General features: G+C 61.5%; 12 protein-coding genes. 6 read left to right on the plus strand and 6 right to left on the minus strand.

The window, feature by feature from the left end; all coding sequences use genetic code 11:
- Positions 1-200: 200 nt before the first annotated feature.
- The 4 genes from FDQ92_RS10370 to FDQ92_RS10385 all read left to right on the plus strand — a co-directional run bounded on the left by FDQ92_RS10370 (position 201) and on the right by FDQ92_RS10385 (position 8,701).
- Entirely contained in the window at positions 201-2,978 is a 2,778-nt protein-coding gene (locus FDQ92_RS10370; protein WP_137424784.1) for a [protein-PII] uridylyltransferase family protein, read from the plus strand.
- Positions 2,979-3,562: 584 nt separating this feature from the next.
- The gene (locus FDQ92_RS10375; protein WP_137424786.1) at positions 3,563-4,696 is read left to right on the plus strand and encodes a class II glutamine amidotransferase domain-containing protein; all 1,134 of its coding nucleotides are present in this window, start codon (positions 3,563-3,565) and stop codon (positions 4,694-4,696) included.
- A complete protein-coding gene (locus tag FDQ92_RS10380; RefSeq protein WP_137424788.1) occupies positions 4,660-6,294 on the plus strand; it encodes a glutamate synthase-related protein in 1,635 nt (544 codons plus the stop codon). The genes FDQ92_RS10375 and FDQ92_RS10380 overlap by 37 nt, the downstream gene beginning before the upstream one ends.
- Positions 6,295-6,343: 49 nt before the next feature.
- Positions 6,344-8,701 carry an FAD-dependent oxidoreductase gene (locus tag FDQ92_RS10385; protein WP_137424790.1) on the plus strand — a complete coding sequence of 786 codons (2,358 nt, stop codon included), beginning with the start codon at positions 6,344-6,346 and terminating at the stop codon, positions 8,699-8,701.
- A gap of 87 nt (positions 8,702-8,788) precedes the next feature.
- Here the strand turns inward: FDQ92_RS10385 and FDQ92_RS10390 are convergent, their stop codons facing one another.
- From FDQ92_RS10390 to FDQ92_RS10405, 4 genes are all read right to left on the minus strand, one after another.
- Positions 8,789-9,106, minus strand: coding sequence for a cupin domain-containing protein (locus FDQ92_RS10390; protein WP_137424792.1), 318 nt, complete (start codon positions 9,104-9,106; stop codon positions 8,789-8,791).
- Positions 9,107-9,510: 404 nt separating this feature from the next.
- On the minus strand, positions 9,511-11,781 hold the full coding sequence (locus FDQ92_RS10395) for an LPS-assembly protein LptD (protein ID WP_170180297.1): 2,271 nt from the start codon (positions 11,779-11,781) through the stop codon (positions 9,511-9,513).
- Positions 11,778-13,076: a bifunctional folylpolyglutamate synthase/dihydrofolate synthase gene (locus FDQ92_RS10400; protein WP_170180298.1), complete on the minus strand. Its 1,299-nt coding sequence runs from the start codon at positions 13,074-13,076 to the stop codon at positions 11,778-11,780. The genes FDQ92_RS10395 and FDQ92_RS10400 overlap by 4 nt, the downstream gene beginning before the upstream one ends.
- Positions 13,077-13,257: 181 nt before the next feature.
- On the minus strand, positions 13,258-13,866 hold the full coding sequence (locus FDQ92_RS10405) for a helix-turn-helix domain-containing protein (protein ID WP_137424798.1): 609 nt from the start codon (positions 13,864-13,866) through the stop codon (positions 13,258-13,260).
- A 581-nt stretch (positions 13,867-14,447) separates the two neighbouring features.
- Between FDQ92_RS10405 and FDQ92_RS10410 the strand changes: the two genes are divergently transcribed.
- Positions 14,448-15,665, plus strand: a complete 1,218-nt coding sequence (locus tag FDQ92_RS10410) for an ammonium transporter (RefSeq protein WP_137425798.1) — start codon at positions 14,448-14,450, stop codon at positions 15,663-15,665.
- Between the two features lie 25 nt (positions 15,666-15,690).
- The gene (locus FDQ92_RS10415) at positions 15,691-16,029 is read left to right on the plus strand and encodes a P-II family nitrogen regulator (RefSeq protein WP_137424800.1); all 339 of its coding nucleotides are present in this window, start codon (positions 15,691-15,693) and stop codon (positions 16,027-16,029) included.
- Between the two features lie 6 nt (positions 16,030-16,035).
- On the opposite strand, the gene pyrF is transcribed toward FDQ92_RS10415, so the two are convergent.
- Together pyrF and recD2 are read right to left on the minus strand one after the other, a co-directional pair.
- Entirely contained in the window at positions 16,036-16,761 is a 726-nt protein-coding gene (pyrF, locus tag FDQ92_RS10420) for an orotidine-5'-phosphate decarboxylase (RefSeq protein ID WP_137424802.1), read from the minus strand.
- Between the two features lie 547 nt (positions 16,762-17,308).
- Entirely contained in the window at positions 17,309-19,498 is a 2,190-nt protein-coding gene (gene recD2, locus FDQ92_RS10425; RefSeq protein ID WP_137424804.1) for an SF1B family DNA helicase RecD2, read from the minus strand.
- Between the last annotated feature and the right edge of the window lie 68 nt (positions 19,499-19,566).

Genomic DNA, 19,566 nt, shown 5'->3' on the forward strand with positions numbered 1-19,566 from the left:
GAAAAGTGCCCTTTTTTCTACTGCTTAGAATTTACACAAAAAATCTTACACCACCAGATTTATCAAGGGCCATGCAATCGTCCAAATCCTTTACAGCGAGGGGAAGCTGGAGCTTCCTGGGCAGGCCGTTCCCAAGCCGGAGCTTGGGAACGAGGGGAAAATGTCTAATGTCTAATGTCTAATGTCTCCGGTTGGACTCCATGCCCATAAGACTCGAGCTTCAACGCATTGGAAAGGCGTCCAATTATCTCGGTACGCTGCTGCGAAGCCAGCCGGAATATGAAGACTGGCTCTGGAATCGAAAGCAGATCTTTCGCCGCTACCCCCTGACGGAACTCTATGAACACCTGAAAGGACTCATCATCGAAGCCTCCGGCTTCGAGGATCTGCTCCGGTCCTACCGCAGATTCAAGCAGCTGCATTTTCTGAGAATCGGCGGCCGCGACCTTCTCGGTTGGGCCGACCTGGTGGAAACCACGGGTCAGTTGAGCGATCTGGCCCACGTGACCCTTCAGGTGGGGCTGGAAACCCTTGTCGGCCACCCCCGGTGGTGGATGCCGCCGGAGCGGGTCGATGCCTGGCGGGAATCCTGGGACCGCTTGGAATTCGTGGTGATGGGCCTGGGCAAGCTCGGCGGCTACGAACTGAACTACGCCTCGGATGTGGACCTCCTCTTTCTCTACACCCCGAAGGAAAAGCGCCGGGCGATCCATCCTGACGCACCGTCCGTGCTGAACCCGCTCTGCCAGCACCTGTCTGGGCTCTTGGCCGATGCCGTGGGAGGGGATCGGGTGTTCCAGGTGGACCTGAGGCTGCGCCCTCAGGGAAAAGACGGCGAACTGGTGCCGTCGCTGATGGCGGCGAGCCAGCACTACCTGCTGAAGGGGCGGGCCTGGGAGCGGCAGGTTCTTCTGAAGGCGCGGCCGGTGGCCGGGGACCGCGGGCTGGGGACGGCCTTTCTGCAGGAGGTGCGTCCTTTCGTGTTCCGCCGCTTCCTCGACTTCCAGGCGCTCGACGAACTTCAGGCCATGCGGGACCGGATCCTCGCCGAAGGCCTCAAAGCCGGCCCAGGTGCCGCCTTTGACGTGAAGCTCGGAGTGGGCGGCATCCGTGAAGTGGAGTTTCTGGTCCAGTCCTTTCAGCTCATCTATGGAGGCCGCCATCCGGAATTGGACGAACCCAATACCCTGCGCTGTCTCACTCAGCTGGAACGGCTCGGGCTCCTGCCCGAAGATGCGGTGCGGGAGCTCCGGGAAGCCTACACGTTCCTCCGGCGCGTGGAACACTGGGTACAACTGGATCAGAACCGCCAGACCCAAAGGCTTCCGAAGTCGCCGGAAGGCCGTGAGCGCCTGGCGGAGGCGCTGGGCTTCGAAGGGGACTTCGATCGTTTTTTTGAGACCTTGAACGCTCACTGCGAGGTGGTCCACGGCCATTTCACCAGTCTTTTCAGGCCGTCCGAAGATGCCGGGCGGGGTCCTGAAGCTTTTCGGGAAACCGTGGAAGATTCGGAGGGCGAAGCGGCCGCCCGGGTTCGGGAGGACGTCTCGCGGGCGCTGAAACGGTTGGAACCGGTTCTACGCCGTTTTCCGCCGACGTTTCGCGATGTGGTGGCGGAAACCATCGCCGCTCTGGGGGAACGGGCCCGAGAGGACGTCTTCCAGGAGATGGCCGCACGGGTGGAACGGTACCTGGGCCAAGTGCGGCGCCGTTCGGGCCTGGCGAAGATTTTCGAAGGGGCGGCCCCGTGGGTTCGAACGCTTGTTCAGGCGCTGGCCGTAAGCGAAATGGTCTCCAATCTCCTGGCTCATCAGCCGAGCCTCGTGGAAGGGGTTTCCGCCTGTGCCGGAGACTGCCCGGACGACGACGCTTGGGAGGTGTCGTCCCGAAAGATCTTGAAACGGTGCACAACCTACGAAGAATCAGTGGAATGGATCCGGCGGCTCAAGAACGAGCGCCTGCTGATGCTGGCGCTTTCAGATCTTGGCGGCCGCCTGGATGCCGAGCGGCTGGAAGAAAGCCTCACCCGCCTGGCCGATTTCGTCATCGTGGAAACGTTCCGTGCGGTCCGGGAAGACGTGGGGGAAGGCGATGGGCTTCCGCTGGCCATCCTGGGGCTCGGAAAGCTTGGAAGCCGGGAAATGGGCTATCTTTCGGACCTGGATATCATGTTCGTCTACGAACCGAAAGAAGGCGAATCGCCGGAGCAGATCCCCGTCCCCGTGGTACGGCTCATCCAGAGGTTCATGCGAATGATCAGTATCCCGCTCCAGGAGGGGCCGGGGTACGCGGTGGACGCAAGGCTCCGCCCCACGGGGAACTACGGGCCCCTCGTGGTCACGCACAAAGCCTGGTGTGCTTACTACGAGCAGAGGGCCGACCTCTGGGAAATCCAAGCGTTGCTTCGGCTTCGAGCCGTGGGCGGGTGGAGGGAACTAGGTCGCGCCCTTGAGGCGAAGGCTCGGGAACTCTGCTTTCAGCCTCGGGATCCCGGCGAAGTGTGGCCGCGGCTCTGTCACCTGAGGCAACGCATGGAAGGGGAACGGGCGGGGGAGCGTGAGGGGACGGTGAACCTGAAACTGGGTTACGGCGGCATGGCGGACCTGGAATTTCTGGTCCAGGGTTTCCAACTGATCCACGGATGGGAAGACCCGGCGCTGCAAGCGTCCGGCGTCAGGCGAGTGCTGGGAAGAGTGGCCGAAAGGCTGGCGGAAACGGAAGGCGTCACCCCGGGCGCAGGCCCGCTCCTCATGGAAGCCTTCAGTGCCTACCGTGCCCTGGAACAGCGGCTCCAGCTGTTCGACAATCTTTCGACCCAGCGCCTGACCTCGGAACAGTTCACTTTGCTGAAGGAGCTCGGTCTGTGGCCGCCCCCCGGAGGGAGCCGCCTGGAAAGCTGGGAAGACCTCCAACGGCTCAGGCGCCGGGTGCGGGAAATCTGGGACGGCGTGTGCGCCGTCTCTCGGCCGGCTTCATGAGTACTTTTTTGTACCCGAAAGGATCTCGTTCCACCTTGTTCCCAAGCTCCGCCATCCACCTTGTTCCCAAGCTCCAGCTTGGGAACACAACTGTGCAGAAGCTGGAGCTTCCCGGGCAGGCCGTTCCCAAGCCAGAGCTTGGGAACGAGGGGAAACAACCGAACCCCCCGTCTTTCCAGCGAACCTCGGATCGGTGTCCGTGGCAGGCGTTGGAATCCATTACCTTGCTGCAAAAATCAGTCAGCCCGATTTATTGAGAAGATACTTTTTTGTACCCGAAAGGATCTCGTTTGAGCGTGATGCGGCGTCGGAACTTTGATTTCGGGCGCGTTTCCCTTCGGCCCGGCCCGGTTTTCGGCGTAGGGGAAATTTTTGTTTGCTTTTCGAGTCATCTTTGACATAATGGTTTACCTGCGACAGCGTTTCGTCCTTCCCCAAACAACGACGTTTGGAAAATTCCCCGGACACCGACGTTCGGAAAGGCCCACCGCTTGACGGCTGGGCTTTTTTTGCCTCTTGAGGCTGCGTTTCTCGCTGTCAAAACAAGATTGTTCCACCGAAAAGCACGAAGGAGGCCGCAGGCCATGTGCCGTCTTTTCGCCGTAACCAGCCAGGAACCTCAGTCGCCCATGATGGCCATCCAGGCCCTGGACGTCATGCGGGAGGGGCATGACGGTTCGGGGGTGGGGCTTTTCCTGAGCGATCTGGGGGGACCGTTTGAGGAGTTCAAGGGAGCGCCCGTCCTTTCGGGTATTTTCAGCAATGCCGGGCTGAAGCGCCTGGACCAGTTCATGATGAACATCGGGTTCATGACCAAATACAAGCTTTCCATCAAGGTACCTAAGGGGGCGCCGCCCAGTGGGGCGCCGCGGCGGGACATCTACCTCATCCGGGCGTACGAATATCCCGAGGAATGGGAGTCGCTCAGCGAAGCCGACATCCGGCACCGCCTGCTCATGATCCGCCTGCAGTTGCGCCAGATGGGTGAAGAAGAAGGCGACATGATCGTCTTCAGCTTCTGGCCCGACGTGGTCATGATCAAGGAAATCGGAGATCCCATGTCCGTGGCCGAATACCTGCAGCTTGACCGCAGGGAACTCTACGCCCGGATCATCATGGCTCAGGGCCGCCAGAACACCAACTACGCCATCAACCTGTACGCCTGCCATCCTTTTTTCATCCAGGGGGTGGCGAGCATGACCAACGGGGAGAACACGGCCTTCATCCCCATCCGGGAATTCCTCGAGTCGCGCGGATTTCCGGGCTACATGGGTTATCAGTCGGATTCGGAAGTCTTCACGCACATTCTTCATTACACGATTTACAGGCTGGGGCTGGGGATCGAAGCGTACAAGCACATCATCACACCGCTGCAGGACCCGGACCTGGAGAAGCATCCCAACGGCGCGTTTCTGAAGCAGGTCAAGCACAGTTGTCGGCGGCTCATCATCGACGGGCCCAACTGTGTGATCGGCTGCCTCCCGGACAAGTCGGTGTTTATGGTTCAGGACCGCAAGAAGCTGCGCCCGGGCGTGGTGGGTGGAAAACCGGGGCTTTATGCCTTTTCCTCGGAAATCTGCGGCCTTGACGCCGCCATCCCCGACCGCGACAAGAGCAAGGATTTTCAGCCCATGCATCTGGACACGGCCGTCATCGGGCCGCAGCGCCGGGAGGTTACCCTATGGTCACAAACGGATTCATTGCCCCTTCTTCACTGAGCGTGAAGGATCTTCCCTGGCAGGTACACTGGAGCCGGGACCGGTGCACCTTGTGCGGGCGGTGCACGGCGGTCTGTCCTGTGCACGCTATCGAACTGGCCGTATTCCGTAAGCGCGCCGTCCAGCCCGTGCTCGGCCTCAAGGAACCTCCAAGCAGCCTTTTTCAGGTCTTCTACGGCATCCGCCAGAAGACCGACCCGGCCTACGCTTGCATCGGGTGCGCCATGTGCACCATGGTGTGTCCCAACGAAGCCATCATACCGGTCCGTTCCGACGAAGCGGACAAGCTCCGTTACCACGTGAACCGTGGCGGCCAGCCGAGGCGCCGGGGCGGACGCCGGAACATGCCCGACGGTGTGCTGGACCGGATCAAGTTCACCCGCATTTCCATGCTCACCGACCCGGCTCTCGACGCGGGGCGCCACGAGTTCGAGCTGCGGACGCTGCTGGGTCGCATCCTGCCGCCCGAGGACAGCCTTCAGCTGCTCAAGGACGAGGGGTGGATTCCGCCGGTTCGTGAGATCTACCCGCTGATCATCGGCGGGATGTCCTTCGGGGCGCTTTCGCCCAACATGTGGGAAGGGCTCCAGATGGGGGTGGCGTACCTGAACGAGGAACTGGGGATGCCGGTGCGGATGTGCACGGGCGAAGGCGGCTGCCCGCCGCGCCTTCTCCGGTCCCGTTTCCTGAAATACGTGATCCTCCAGATCGCCAGCGGTTACTTCGGCTGGGACGAAATCATCCACGCGCTTCCGGAAATGAAGGAAGACCCGTGCGCGGTGGAGATCAAGTACGGCCAGGGCGCCAAGCCAGGCGACGGCGGGCTCCTCATGTGGTACAAGGTGAACCAACTCATTGCGGCTATCCGCGGGGTTCCGTCCGGGGTGAGTCTTCCCAGTCCGCCCACTCACCAGACCATGTATTCCATCGAGGAAGCGGTCGCCAAGATGATTCAGTCCATGTCCATGGCGTGGGGTTTTCGCGTCCCGGTCTACCCCAAGATTTCAGGGACGTCCACGGCGCTCGCGGTGCTGAACAACCTCACCCGGAATCCCTACGCGGCGGGACTGGCCATCGACGGCGAAGACGGTGGAACGGGCGCGGCCTACAACGTGTCTTTGGACCACATGGGCCACCCCATCGCCAGCAACCTCCGGGATTGCTACCTGAACCTGGTGAAACTGGGAAAACAGAACGAGCTGCCGCTTTTCGCCGGGGGCGGCATCGGGAAGCGCGGCAACCTGGCCGCCAATGCGGCGGCCCTCATCATGCTGGGGGCAAGTGGGGTGCAGATCGGAAAATACATCATGCAGGCGGCGGCCGGTTGCGTGGGGTCCGAATCGGACCGCTGCAATGTCTGCAACATCGGGATCTGTCCCAAGGGAATCACGTCCCAGGATCCGCGGCTTTACCGGCGGCTCGACCCCGAACTGGTGGCCGAGCGGGTGGTGGACGTGTTCTTGGCCTTCGATACGGAATTCAAAAAGATCGTGGCGCCGCTCGGACGGTCCACGTCGCTTCCTATCGGCATGTCCGACGCGCTGGGCGTGGACGATCGCAACATTGCGGAAAGACTTCAAATCCGATACGTGGTTTGATCTCGTGGCGGAAAAAATGAAACAGGGCGGAGTCCCTCCGAGGCATAAGATGACAAACAGTGGTGGTTCCACGGAACAGGCTTTCCAGAAATCCTATTGGGTGGCCGGCAAGGAGAACGGTCGCCGTCTCGATTCGCGAATCCTTGAGGAACGGATTCAGCAGGCCGTGGCTGAGGGGCATCGGGCGCTGGAGGTGGAGGCCTTCGGGCAGCACGGCATCGGCGGGCGGCTGTGGCGTGCCGGAGACGAACCGGTCAAGGTGGTGGTCCATGGATCTCCCGGGCAGCGCCTGGGTTCCATGGGTTTTCCCAATACGCAGATCGAGGCTCTGGGCCCCGCTTCCGACGACGTGGGCTGGCTGAATGCGGGGGCGGAAATCGTCGTCCACGGAAACGCCGGAAACGGCGTGGCCAACGCCATGGCTCAGGGGAAGGTTTTCATCGCCGGAAACATCGGCGCCCGCGGCATGACCATGACCAAGCACAATCCGCGGTTCGACCCTCCGGAACTTTGGGTGCTGGGTTCCGCCGGCGATTACTTCGCCGAATTCATGGCGGGGGGGATCGCGGTGATCTGCGGGTACAACCCCCAGAACGCCGAAAACGTGCTGGGCTACCGTCCCTGTGTGGGGATGGTGGGGGGGAAGATCTTCTTTCGAGGTCCCCACGGAGGCTACAGCCGTACGGATGCCAAATCCATCCCTCTTTCCGACGACGACTGGCATTGGCTCGCGAAAAACCTGCAGGTCTTCCTGGAACGGATCGGCCGGAGCGAGCTCTTCCCCCAGTTTGCCGATCGGGCCGTCTGGCAGCTGCTGAAGGCCCGAATGCCGAGCGAAAAACGCGCCGGTCCCCGGCGCGCCATGGGCGATTTCCGGAAAGACATCTGGGACGGGGAACTGGGCCGGGGGGGCCTTATCGGTGATTTGACCGACCTGGACCGGAGTCCTGTGCCGGTCATTACCACCGGCGCACTGCGGCGGTTCGTTCCGGTTTGGGAAAACCGGAAATATGCGGCTCCCTGCGAAGCCGCCTGCCCCACGGGCATCCCGGTCCACGAACGCTGGCGGCTCATCCGCGAAGGCCGTGTGGACGAGGCTGTGGACCTGGCCCTTGCCTACACGCCCTTTCCCGCCACGATCTGCGGGTACCTGTGTCCGAATCTGTGCATGCAGTCGTGCACCCGGCGGTCTTTCAACATGGCTCCCGTGGATGTGACGCAACTGGGCAGGGCGAGCCTCAAGGCTTCGCTTCCCGAACTGCCGCCGCTTTCCGGAAGGAGAGTGGCCGTGGTCGGAGGCGGACCGGCGGGGCTTTCCGTGGCGTGGCAGCTCCGGCGTGCGGGCCATGAAGCGGTGGTCTACGACCGGGAATCGACGCTCGGCGGTAAGATTTCCAGCGTCATCCCGAAGACTCGGATTCCGGAAGGCGTGGCGGAAGCGGAACTGGAACGCATCCGCAAGGTCCTTCCCCATGTCCACCTGCAGCAGGACGTCACCCGCGAAGATCTGGAGCAGCTCAAGGCGGACTTCGACTTCGTCGTGATTGCGACGGGCGCACAGAAACCCCGGCTGCTTCCTGTTCCCGGAAAGGAACGACTCATCCCGGCGGGCGATTTCCTCAAAGAAAGCAAAGCCGGAAAGGCCAAGGTCGGAACGCGGGTCGTGGTCATCGGAGCCGGCAACGTGGGCTGCGATGTGGCCACGGAGGCCCACCGGCTGGGCGCCGAAGAAATCACGCTGATCGACATCCAGGAGCCGGCGTCGTTCGGCCGGGAACGCAAGGGCGCAGAGGCCGCCGGAGCTCATTTTCTTTGGCCGGTCTTCACAAAGGCCGTGACTTCGAAAGGCGTGGAACTCACTTCCGGCGAAACGATTCCCGCCGATACGGTGATCGTTGCCATCGGCGATGCACCGGATTTGGAGTTTCTACCGGAGACCGTGGAAACGGACCGGGGGTTCATCGTGGTCGATGAAAACGGCCGGACCTCCGATCCAAAGATCTTCGCCGTCGGCGATGTAGTCCGCCTTGGACTGCTCACGGACGCGGTGGGAGCCGGCCGCCGGGCGGCCCTAGCCATCGATGATCTCCTTTCGGGCCGGCGTCCGACCCGGGAAAGCCGAAAGATCATCGACGTTTCACGCGTGAAGCTCGAATACTTCGATCCTCGGAACCTGCGGTTCGAAGGCTTGGAACAATGCGCCGGTGAATGCGCATCCTGCGGGTCTTGCCGGGATTGCGGCATCTGCATCGCCATCTGTCCCAATGCCGCCATTTCTAAAAAGGAAAACGGAAGCGGGGACTTCGAGATGGTGGTGGACGACGACCGATGCATCGGATGCGGCTTCTGCGCCGGCGCGTGCCCGTGCGGTATCTGGGACCTGGTGGAAAACGAGCCGCTCGGCTGAGACCCGTGACCCATCCCCTTCGCGCGGCTCCGCCGCGCGGGCTTCGCATACCCGCCGTTCCGCCTCTGTTGACCGTCCGCCGCCCCCTCAGATGGGCGGCGCGATGGTCACCAGGAGCCTCAGATCGGTTTCCGCTCTCAGCCCGTGCGGTTCCGCAATGTCACAGACCAATACGTCTCCGGCCGCCGCCGGAAGCGTGGCACCGTCCTTCCCCAGAAAAAGGCCTTTCCCTTCGATCACCGTGAGGCTCACCTGGCCCTCTATGTCGTGCGCGTGGACGGGAAGTTCCTGGCCCGGCTTGAAATTGAAGTTGAGGATCTTGAAATAGGGCGAATCGTGCACGAGAAGTCTTTTGAGGGCCTTGGGGTCGAAATCGTTGGCTTCAAACAGATTGACCTTTTTCATGGTTGTCTCCCGTCTGTGAACGAACATCGGATCCTTCGCGGCAACTGCCGGAGGGTGGCGGCGCGGACGCTGAGACCCGCCGCGGACCATGCCGAGCGGGTCTCTGCCCCACGCGGCCATGCTCGAGGGGCACAGGCCGTTGCGTGTCAAGAGCATAGGCCCGGCCCTGCCGGCGATCTTCTCGCGGCCGATGCCGCTTCTAGTGCGCCCGTGAGGGCACGATGTCAGAAAGGTGCAAGTCCTTTTCAAGGGTTGGGGGCGGTAAGCAGCACGCCCTCTACTCGGTGAGGGCACGATGTCAGGAAGGTGCAAGTCCTTTTCAAGTCGATCGCTCTATAGAGTGCCCATTGTGGGAGCGGCGCCCTCGCCCCGATGAAGACCTATTTTTTCCATCGCCGTAGCCTTCAGGGGTTTCCGGCCGGGCTGAACCCAAACCCGGATACATAACCGGTGCCCACCTGACCCAGTCCCAGCAGGGTGAACGCCAGCATGAATTCCCGGTCTTCGTCTTCTTCCTTGTAACCCATCCGGATGCCCCAGCACCCGTGCTGATAATAAACGCCGTAGCTTTCTTCGAACATTTCCTTCTGATCGAAGGAATAGTCATGGTAGGTATAGATGAAAAGGTTGGGCCGGATCGCCAAGTGCACACCGGAGATGATCTCGTCGAGGTCCATGTCTTCCCGGTAACGGTAGCTCAGATTCAACGCGTTGTTACGCGAGTCGCGAAGTCCCAGGGCCAGGTCGTGGCGCGTGGTGGAATAATCGTAGGGGGAGACGCTCACGTCGTAGGACAGGTTGAGCCAGGATCCGGGGGTCAGGTCCAGTTCGAAGTCGACGTTGGAAAACCGCTTTCCGGCTTCGGTCTGAAGCAGATCGTCGTCGCTGCTGCGATCCAGTTTGAAGGCTTGGGTGACCCTCAAGCGGCCCAATTCCAGGTAGTGGGCAGCCGGTTCGTTGTTTGCGTCCCGGATCATCCGCTTAGAAATGAGAAACGTGGAGAATCCGTAGCGGAGCGCATGACGGTTGCCGATCCGGTCGATGCGATCGAATTCAGGCAGGTCGTCCTGGTCCTCGTCCGGGATCCATTCATATTGGAACTCCGGGCGGACCACGTGCTGGACGGCCGTGATGTTCCAGCGGTTGAAAGCGTACACGCGTTCCATGCGGCTGGAAAGCTCCAGCACCACGTCGGGCAGGACCCTGGCTTTGGTGGGCGAGTGGTCGGAATCGTCCCAATCCACGCTGTAGAGTGTTGTCCGGATTCCCATGGAGGGTTCCAGCACCAGATAAGGCCAGAGGTGCACGGGGTAGTAGATCCGCGGAAGCATGTCGAAGCGGGTTCCCTTGTCTCCCTCCGGGCGCCAGTAGTGCACGCCGGCGCTTTCCAGGGAGTAGTAAAAGGGCGATAGCATCGGATGGGTCGGCGTGATGTCGTAGGCGATTCGCGGCAACTGTTGCAGGGTCCGCTCGTCCTTGGATCGATCCAGGTTGTCCCAGTAGCGGGTATCGAAACTCATCAACTGGTTGTCGTTGCGCCGTACCAAGTAGAGGCTCGATTCCCGTGAAAGCACCGACTTGTCGTTGAGGATTTCTCTTCCGGAAAACCTGCGGAGCACGTCGTTGGTTTCATCGAAGCCAACGGAGCCGCGTTCGAATTCCTTGAGAAAATTCCGGTCGCTCACCACGTCCAAGCTGAGAAACCCTTCGATCTCATGGGGCAAAGCGAACGTATGGCTGCCTCGAACCCAGTAGCGGTCGCTCTGTTCGAAGGGATAGCCTTCGTCGCGCAGGTGCGATTTGTCCGCCTGATCGTCCAGGTAATGCACCATCCAGATGCCCTGGCCCCATTTCGGGTGTCGGATGCGGTATTCCATACCGGCCATGATGCCTCGCTCTTCCATGTAGTGGGCGGTGAAGGTGGCGTCCATGTCCTGCCGGATGGCCCAGTAGTAGGGGACTTCCACGCCGAAACCGTTGAGGCTGGAAGAGCCCAGGGTGGGGAAGAGAAAGCCCGACTGGCGTTCCCGGTTTACCGGAAAGACGGCGAAGGGAGTGTAGAAGAGGGGGATCGGTCCGGCCCAGAAGGACGAATGCTTGGCGACGCCGCGCCCGCCGACCTTGACCCTGAGATCTCGGGTACGGATGGTCCAGTCGGGATCGTCGGGGTTGCAGCTGGTGATGATGCCTTCCTGGAGTTCGTACTGGCTGGGTCCCGTCTTGGTGATGTTTTTTCCGCGGACGTAGAACCCGCTTTCACTGAAATAGACGGTCCCACCGTCTACCCATCCCGTTTCCGTGTCCAGGTTCCAGATGACGTGTTCCCCTTGGAGCCAGTCCCGCCCGAAACGGAGAGTCACGTTTCCCGCCAGTTCCGCCCGCTGTTCCACCGAGTCCAAACGGGCCCAGTCCGCTTTGATGGAGCGGTCGCCGGATGAGATGAAGACGTTCCCTTCGGCCAGGTAGGCCTTGGCCTTGGCGTCGTAGGAAAGGGTGTCCGCCTGGATGGTCCACGGTTCTCGGTCCGAAGCCACGACATCCTGCTGCTCCCCGATGTCGAGAAAGGAGGCTTCGGCTCCCGCACAGGTCCCGGCCAGGGCGGCGATCAGCAGCCACCCAAGGGCCGCCGCGATGGACCCTTGCTTCGTCCGCGCCGTGGAACGGTGTCTTCTCATCCGAACACGCATCCTGGAAAGGCTTGGGGTTCTCCGTAAATTTCCTTGACCTCACCGGCGAAGTAAAGGGAACCCGTGATGCAGATCAGGTCGTCGGGGCCCGCCAGGGCCTTGGCCTGGCCGATGGCCGCTGCCGGATCGGGGACAGCGTACATCTTCTGAATGTAGGGGCGGGCGAGCCGGCGCAGGAGTTCGGGGTCGGCGGCGCGCCCGTAGCGGGGCTTCGTGAAGATGGCTGTTTCCGCCAGGGGAAGCAGGCGCCGGAAGATTCCCCGAATGTCCTTGTCTCCCATAATGCCCAAAACCAGGTGCAACTTGTCGTAGGTGAAGTTGTGGAGGAGCGCCGACCTCAGGCATTCCGCTCCAGGGGGATTGTGCGCACCGTCGAGGATCACCAGTGGTCGTTCTTCGAGTGTCTCCATGCGTGCGGGCCATCGAACCTGACTCAGCCCTTCTTCCACGGCCACAGGATTCAAGATCAGTGCTCCGCTTCGTTCGATCACCTCCAGGGCCGCCAAGGCCAGGCCGGCGTTCACGAACTGATGGTCGCCTTTGAGCGGGGTCTTGATGTGCGACCAGTGAAAACGAAGGCCGTAATAGCCGAAACTCCCGTTTCCGTTCCGGCGGACCCGAAAATGGGTCCCCAGCCGATACAGGGGCGAATCGTTCCGGAGGCAAGTGGCCTTGATCACGCTTTGGACCACCGGCTGTCGAGCTGCGGTCACCACGGGAACCCCCGGCTTGATGATCCCCGCCTTCTCCCGGGCGATGGCCGAAAGGGTGCGGCCCAGGTATTCCTGGTGATCAAAGGATACATTGGTGATCACCGCCGCTTCAGGCCGGATGGTGTTGGTCGCGTCGAGGCGCCCGCCCATCCCCGTTTCCACCACGGCCCATTCCACGTGTTCCTGAGCGAAATAATGAAACGCCATGGCCGTTACGGCTTCAAAGAACGTGGGCGGTTCCCGCGGGTCGAGGACCCGCCGGATGTCTTCAAAGGCGGAGAAGATCTTTTCAGGTTCCACTTCCTTCCCGTCCACCTGGAACCGCTCCGTGAACCGCACCAGGTGAGGCGACGTGTAAAGCCCCACCCGGTGACCGTGCCGCCGCAGGATGCTGGCGAGGACGGCCGCTGTGGAACCTTTTCCGTTGGTTCCCGCCACGTGAATGCAGCGGTACTGGTTTTGCGGGTCGCCCAGACGGGCCAGGACGTTTTCCGTACGGTTGAGGCCGAACTTGATGCCGAACTTCTGAAGGCTCAGCAGGTAATCGACCGCTTGCTGATAGTCGTCCAAGGAGCTGCCCTCCTGCGGCGGCGCCCTTATGGGCTGCCGAATACGTGCCATTGCCTTTCTGAAGCCGTGATGCCGATCCGTGCGGGCCGGCCGCCTGCGAACTGTGTCGGCCCCGGCGCAGGACAGTCCCGGTCCCACGGCGACAGGATGCCGTGATGATGGCCGCAGAGGGAGAGACCTGTCAAGCGCTGAGTTCGCTGAACAGAACCGCCACCGCCTTGGCCGGTTGGTCGCTCAGGCACCGGAAGCTGTGGCTGATGTCGGAATCGAAATAGATGCTGTCGCCCGCCTCCAGAATTTCCACGCGATCCCCAGTCCGAAACTCCACCTTCCCTTCAAGCAGGTAAAGAAATTCCTCTCCCGTGTGGCTCTGAAACTCCATCCGTTCCACTTCCTGCACCGGAAATTCCACCAGAAAAGGTTCCATGCGCTTCGAACTCTTGCGCCTCTCCAGCGACTCGTAAATGTAGTTCACCTGCTCTTTGTCCTGGTGCGGCCGGCGGTCCATGCGCATCCGATCACTGGGACGGGTGATGGAAATCTTCTCGTTCTCTTCCTGGTCCTGGAAAAAATGAGCCAGCCCGACATTGAGAGCCCGCGCCAGCTTGAGCAACGTGGCGATGGGCGGGACCACGTGATTGTTCTCAATCTGCGAAAGGAAAGGCTTGGAAAGTCCTGTTTTGTGAGCCAGATCCTGCAGGGTGTACCGGTGCTTCTGCCTCAATTCCCTGACCTTGTGGCCGATTTGCAGCGCTTTCACCGCCAGTTGGATGTCGTTCTTGTCCCCCATCGTGTCTCCTCATCAGAAAGTTGACGGAAAATCTCCATTTCCGGCCTGGGTGGCTTCACAGCGCTTCTCAGGATTCACGGGGCAGGCAAGGAAGTTGCGAGCCAAGGCGACAGGGAAGCATCGCTCCATCCACGCACGATCTGAATTATAGGCCATCACTTTTGATGGTAACAAATAAAATCTCATGATGTACGCCCGGTCAAGAGGCCGAGCTGAGGTGGATTGCTTCGAGAAGGGCACAAATTCGTGCCGTCGAATCGACACCGACCGTGTTTGAGAAGGGAAACCGCGCCGGCCGGTCTTCGCCGCCGAAGCCCCTCGCCTCACGAACCATGAAAACCCTTCAAGGGGCGGCATGTAACAATGTTGAATCGTCCGCCCCCTGTGTTTTGGGAATATCTCCACTTTTGTGCCGCTGTCTCCGCCCTGCGGCCTCCGCTTCGCATCCGTAAAACCGAGTGTTCCCCGGAGGATGGGAGGTTCTCCCCAGGTTCTGGCACTGCTTTTGCCCTGTAGCGGACCCGGGCGGAAGGGCGGACTTTTAAACCGACACGCATCGCGGTGAGGAGGAAAGATCAATGATCGATTCAGGGGATACGGCGTTCATGCTGGTGGCTTCGGCTCTCGTCATGCTCATGACTCCGGGGCTCGCGCTTTTTTACGGCGGGCTGGTCCGGTCCAAGAACGTACTGGGGACCATGCTCCAAAGCTTCATCTGCCTGGGGGTGGTGTCCATCCTTTGGGTTCTGGGGGGCTACAGCCTGGCGTTCGGGCCCGACGTGGGCCTTTTCATCGGGAACCTGGACTGGTTCGCCTTGAACGCGGTGGGAACCGCCCCCGGGCCCTATTCGGATTCGATCCCGCACCTGGTGTTCTGCGCCTTCCAGTTGATGTTCGCGATCCTTACTCCGGCGCTCATCACCGGGGCCTTCGCCGAACGGCTGAAGTTTTCGGCTTTCATGGCGTTCACCATCCTGTGGAGCCTTCTGGTGTACGCGCCGGTCTGCCATTGGGTTTGGGGCGGTGGCTGGCTTGCCAAGCTCGGGGCGCTCGATTTCGCGGGAGGAACAGTCATCCACATCAATTCCGGCGTGGCCGCTCTGGCGGCCGCACTGGTGGTTGGAAAACGGAAAGGCTACCAGCGGGAACCGTTTCCGCCTCACAATCTTCCCATGACCGTCCTGGGGGCGGGACTCCTGTGGTTCGGATGGTTCGGGTTCAACGCGGGAAGCGCGCTGAGCGCCGGTGAGATCGCGGCGCTCGCCTTTTTAAACACGCAGGTCGCCACGGGGGCGGGCGCGGTCTCGTGGATCCTCGCCGAGTGGGTGCGCCTCGGAAAACCCACCACGCTGGGGGCGGCTACGGGGGTCCTGGCGGGCCTCGTGGCCATAACGCCTGCGGCCGGCTTCGTCGGACCGGTTTCGGCGGTCGTGATCGGCCTGGTGGCGGGCGTGGTCTGTTACGGGGCCGTCATTGCCAAGGAACGCCTGGGTTACGACGATTCCCTGGATGTCGTGGGGGTGCACGGCGTGGGCGGCCTTTGGGGCGCCTTGGCCACGGGTCTTTTCGCATCCACCGCAGCCAACCCCGACGGCGTGAACGGCCTTTTTTTTGGAAACGCCCACCAGTTTTTCATCCAGGCGGTGGGAGCGGCTGCCGCTCTCGTCTATTCGTTCGTCCTCTCCTGGGTGCTCTTCAAGCTGATCGACGCGGTGATCGGCCTCCGGGTGCCCCTGGAAGACGAAGTGCAGGGACTCGACCTCACCCAGCACAGCGAAACGGGCTACACGTGGACGTAGGCTCTACGGAAGAAAGGATAAGCCGGTGAGAAAAATCGAAGCGATCATCAAGCCGTTCAAACTCGATGACGTCAAGGAAGCGCTGAACGCGCTGGGCGTCACCGGCATGACCGTCTCGGAAGTCAAAGGTTTCGGCCGCCAGAAGGGTCACCGGGAAGTCTACCGGGGCGCGGAGTACGTGGTGGAATTCCAGCCGAAGCTGAAGCTCGAAATCGTGGTGGATTCGGAACTGACCGAGCGCGTGGTGGACGCGATCCTTAAGATCGCGCGGACGGGAAAGATCGGCGACGGAAAGATCTTCGTCTTTCCGGTGGAGGAAGTCATCCGGATACGGACCGGCGAAAGCGGTGCGGGCGCGATTTGAAAGGGTTCAGGAGGATCGGGGGCGGGACGTGAATTCGTCCAGCCCCGCCTGGATCTGCCGGAACATCCGGTCCACGATGGTTGCGGGGTTTTCGGCGTCCCGGATGGGGCGGCCCACCACGATGTGGTCGGCGCCCCAGGCGAAGGCCTGCCGCGCGTCCACTGTCCGCTTTTGGTCGTCCACGTTGGCGACAGGGCGGATGCCGGGGGACACGACGACGAAACCGGTACCGAGCTCATTTCGCAATTTCGGCACTTCCAGGCCGGAGGAGATGAGGCCGTCGCAGCCGATGCGAAGAGCCCGCCGAGCGCGGGAAAGCACCAGGTCTTCCACGGAGCATTGAAACCCCAGGTCCTCCAGGTCCGTCTGGTCCAGGCTGGTGAGGGCCGTGACCGCAAGGATCTTCACGTCCCCTTTTTCTTGCACCGCCGCTTCCAGCATACGGTCGTTGCCATGGACGGTGGTGAAGGTGATACCGCGGCCCCTGAGTTGGGCGACCGCGTTCCTGACGGTTTCAGGGACGTCGAAGAATTTGAGGTCCAGGAAGACCTTGAGGTTTCGAGCGAGGATCCAATCGACGAGCGGAAAGCCTCCGGCCAGGAACAGCTGGAATCCCACCTTGTAGAATTTTACCCGATCTTCCAAACGTTTTACCCAGGCTCTGGCGTCATCGGCTGAAGGCATGTCCAGGGCGAAGATGAGCCGTTCTTCCAGGGAGATCCGTTCCGGCATGAGGGCGCTCCTATAGTTAGATTTCGACATACCTTGTGAATCTTGATGGGGAAGAATCCCCTTAGAGCTTGTCCCAAAACAAGCTCATGAAAGTCGGGTTCTGAGGTTCCTTGTTTCCACCTTGTTCCCAAGGTCCACCATCCACCTTGTTCCCAAGCTCCAGCTTGGGAACACAACTGTGTCGAAGCTCCAGCTTCGATTCCCGTGAAGCCGTGACCCATCCCCTCGTTCCCAAGCTGGAGCTTGGGAACGAGGGGGAATCCTTTACAGGGAGGGAAGCTGGAGCTTCCCGGGCAGGGCGTTCCCAAGCTGGAGCTTGGGAACGAGGGGAAAGGCGATCGTCCCGGTGTTCCGTTATCGGTAGGAGCGGGCTTGCCCGCGACCCGTAAAGCCGGCCATGCCGCGTTGACCCTGGTCGCCGTCAAGCCGGCTCCTACTGCCGTTCGCGAACCGCCCCTACGCGAAAAAACGGACACCCCATCCCCAGCAGGGTGAAAGGTATCCTCAGACAACCTCTTGGCTTTGTCTAATGTCTAATGTCTAATGTCTAATGCGTGCTCCGTCCCGCCAGCCGTTCGGCGAGCAGCGTGAACCGCTTTTGGGTCCTGTCGTTCCGTACGGCCATGGCCAACGCCTTCCGGGTCCCCACGATCACGACCAGTTTGCGGCCGCGGGTGACGGCCGTGTACAGCAGGTTGCGCTGGAGCATCATGTAGTGCTGGGGGTGAAGCGGCAGCACCACCGCCGGGTACTCGCTCCCCTGGGACTTGTGCACGGTCACGGCGTAGGCGTGGACCAGTTCCTCAACTTCGGAAAAATCGTAGGCGACGGGCCGCCCGTCCACGGCCACGGTGAGTTCCTGTTCTTCCAGGTCCACCTTCAGGATTCGGCCCAAGTCGCCGTTGAAGACGTCTTTGTCGTAGTTGTTTCGGATCTGCATCACCTTGTCGCCTTGGCGGTAGAGGCGGTCCCCGCGTTGGATGGCGGTCCCGGAAGGGTTCAGCGCCTGCTGGAGGTCGCGGTTGAGGCGTTGGGCTCCCACGGTCCCGCGGTGCATGGGGGTGAGGATCTGCACGTCGTCGATGGGGTCAAGGCCGAATCGGGACGGGATCCGTTCGGTGCAGAGTCTGACGATGACGTTCAGGGCTTCTTCCGGGTTTTCTTTTTCGATGAAATAGAAATCCTGGAGCCCTTCGGAATCGTCCTGGAAAAGGGGCATGCGTCCGTCTCGGATGCGGTGGGCGTTGACCACGATGCGGCTCCGGCGGGCCTGGCGGAAGATTTCGGTGAGGCGTACCACGGGAAAGACCCCGGATCGGATGAGGTCCTGGAGGACGTTTCCCGGACCGACGGAAGGCAGTTGGTCCACGTCGCCCACGAACACCAGGGTGGCATGGGCAGGGACGGCCTTCACCAGGTGGTGAGCCAGAAGGCCGTCCAGCATGGAAGCTTCATCGATGACGACCAGATCCGCGTTCAGGGGCTTTTCTTCGTGGCGCTGAAAGCCCCCGGCGTGCGGGCTGAATTCCAGAAGGCGGTGGATGGTTGCGGCCGGGTGTCCGGTGGCTTCGTTCAGCCGTTTGGCGGCCCGGCCTGTAGGGGCGGCCAGGCAGACCCGGGCGTTCATGGTGCGGTAGGCGGCGAGAACGGCTCGGACCAGCGTGGTTTTGCCGGTTCCGGGACCGCCCGTGATGATGAGCACCCGGTCGGTGAGGGCCCTCTTTACGGCTTCTTCCTGGCTGGGGGCCAGGCGGAAGGGCAGGCGGCCATGGAGTCTTGAAAGGGCCTGGTCGGGGTCCACGCGCCGGGGCGGCAACGGGTAGTCGAGAAGCTGCCTGAGGCGCAGCGCGGTCTGCACTTCAGCCGTATGGTATCCTTTGAGGTAAAGGGCGAAGGAATCGGCGAAGGTTTCCGCGACGGCCGGGGGGAGGGTTTCGCGGAAGACGCGCCGATCTTCAATGAGGTGCGTGACGGCGCCTTCCAGCGTTTCGGCGGAGATGTTCAGCAATTCCCGGCCCTTTTCCAGAAGGAGACCCTGGGGCAGGCAGAAATGCCCTTCTTCGGTCGCCCTGAAAAGCAGGTAGAGGATTCCGGCTTCGGCTCGAACGGGCGAATCCGTTTCGAAGCCGAGGGCCCGGGCGATCTTGTCCGCCGTTACGAACCCGATGCCCGTGATGTCCATGGCGAGGCGATAAGGATTTTGCCGGACCACATCGAGTGAATCCCGCCCGTAGGTCTTGAAAATCCGGGTGGCGAAGGCGGCGCTCACACCGTGGCTCCTCAGAAACACCATGACCTGCCGGATTTCCTTCTGGTCTTCCCACGCCTTGCGGATCCGTTCGATGCGGTACGGCCCGATCCCTTCCACTTCCAGAAGTCGTTCGATGTCGGCGTCGATGACATCGAGGGTGTGTTCGCCGAAACAGGCGACGATGCGTCGGGCCATCACCGGTCCGATGCCCTTGATCAGGCCGGAACCCAGGTACTTTTCAATCCCGTCGGCTGTGGCGGGGGTCAGGGTTTCGTAGCGTTCCACCTGGAACTGCTCGCCATGGCGCGGGTGATGGCCCCAGCGGCCTTCCAGCCGGAGCGATTCGCCCGGGTTTACGGACACGAAGGTGCCCACCACGGTGACCGGATCCCGCCGGCCGGGAACGCGGAAGCGAAGGACGCTGAAGCCGTTTTCTTGGTTGGTGTAGGTGACCCGGTCCACCTGGCCGGTGAGTTCTTCCGCCATAACGTTCCGTCCGATATGCTTTTGACAATCCAAAGACAGGTGTTAAAATAACACTAAAAAAGAGGCGA

Source organism: Desulfoglaeba alkanexedens ALDC, assembly GCF_005377625.1.
Lineage (GTDB): Bacteria > Desulfobacterota > Syntrophobacteria > Syntrophobacterales > DSM-9756 > Desulfoglaeba > Desulfoglaeba alkanexedens.

Excerpts from the sequence above, each read along its gene's own strand:
- FDQ92_RS10395 (WP_170180297.1), bottom strand. The coding sequence starts at position 11,781 with ATGAGAAGACACCGTTCCACGGCGCGGACGAAGCAAGGGTCCATCGCG.
- FDQ92_RS10375 (WP_137424786.1), top strand. The coding sequence starts at position 3,563 with ATGTGCCGTCTTTTCGCCGTAACCAGCCAGGAACCTCAGTCGCCCATG.
- FDQ92_RS10385 (WP_137424790.1), top strand. The coding sequence starts at position 6,344 with ATGACAAACAGTGGTGGTTCCACGGAACAGGCTTTCCAGAAATCCTAT.
- pyrF (WP_137424802.1), bottom strand. The coding sequence starts at position 16,761 with ATGCCGGAACGGATCTCCCTGGAAGAACGGCTCATCTTCGCCCTGGAC.
- FDQ92_RS10405 (WP_137424798.1), bottom strand. The coding sequence starts at position 13,866 with ATGGGGGACAAGAACGACATCCAACTGGCGGTGAAAGCGCTGCAAATC.
- FDQ92_RS10370 (WP_137424784.1), top strand. The coding sequence starts at position 201 with ATGCCCATAAGACTCGAGCTTCAACGCATTGGAAAGGCGTCCAATTAT.
- FDQ92_RS10380 (WP_137424788.1), top strand. The coding sequence starts at position 4,660 with ATGGTCACAAACGGATTCATTGCCCCTTCTTCACTGAGCGTGAAGGAT.
- FDQ92_RS10390 (WP_137424792.1), bottom strand. The coding sequence starts at position 9,106 with ATGAAAAAGGTCAATCTGTTTGAAGCCAACGATTTCGACCCCAAGGCC.
- recD2 (WP_137424804.1), bottom strand. The coding sequence starts at position 19,498 with ATGGCGGAAGAACTCACCGGCCAGGTGGACCGGGTCACCTACACCAAC.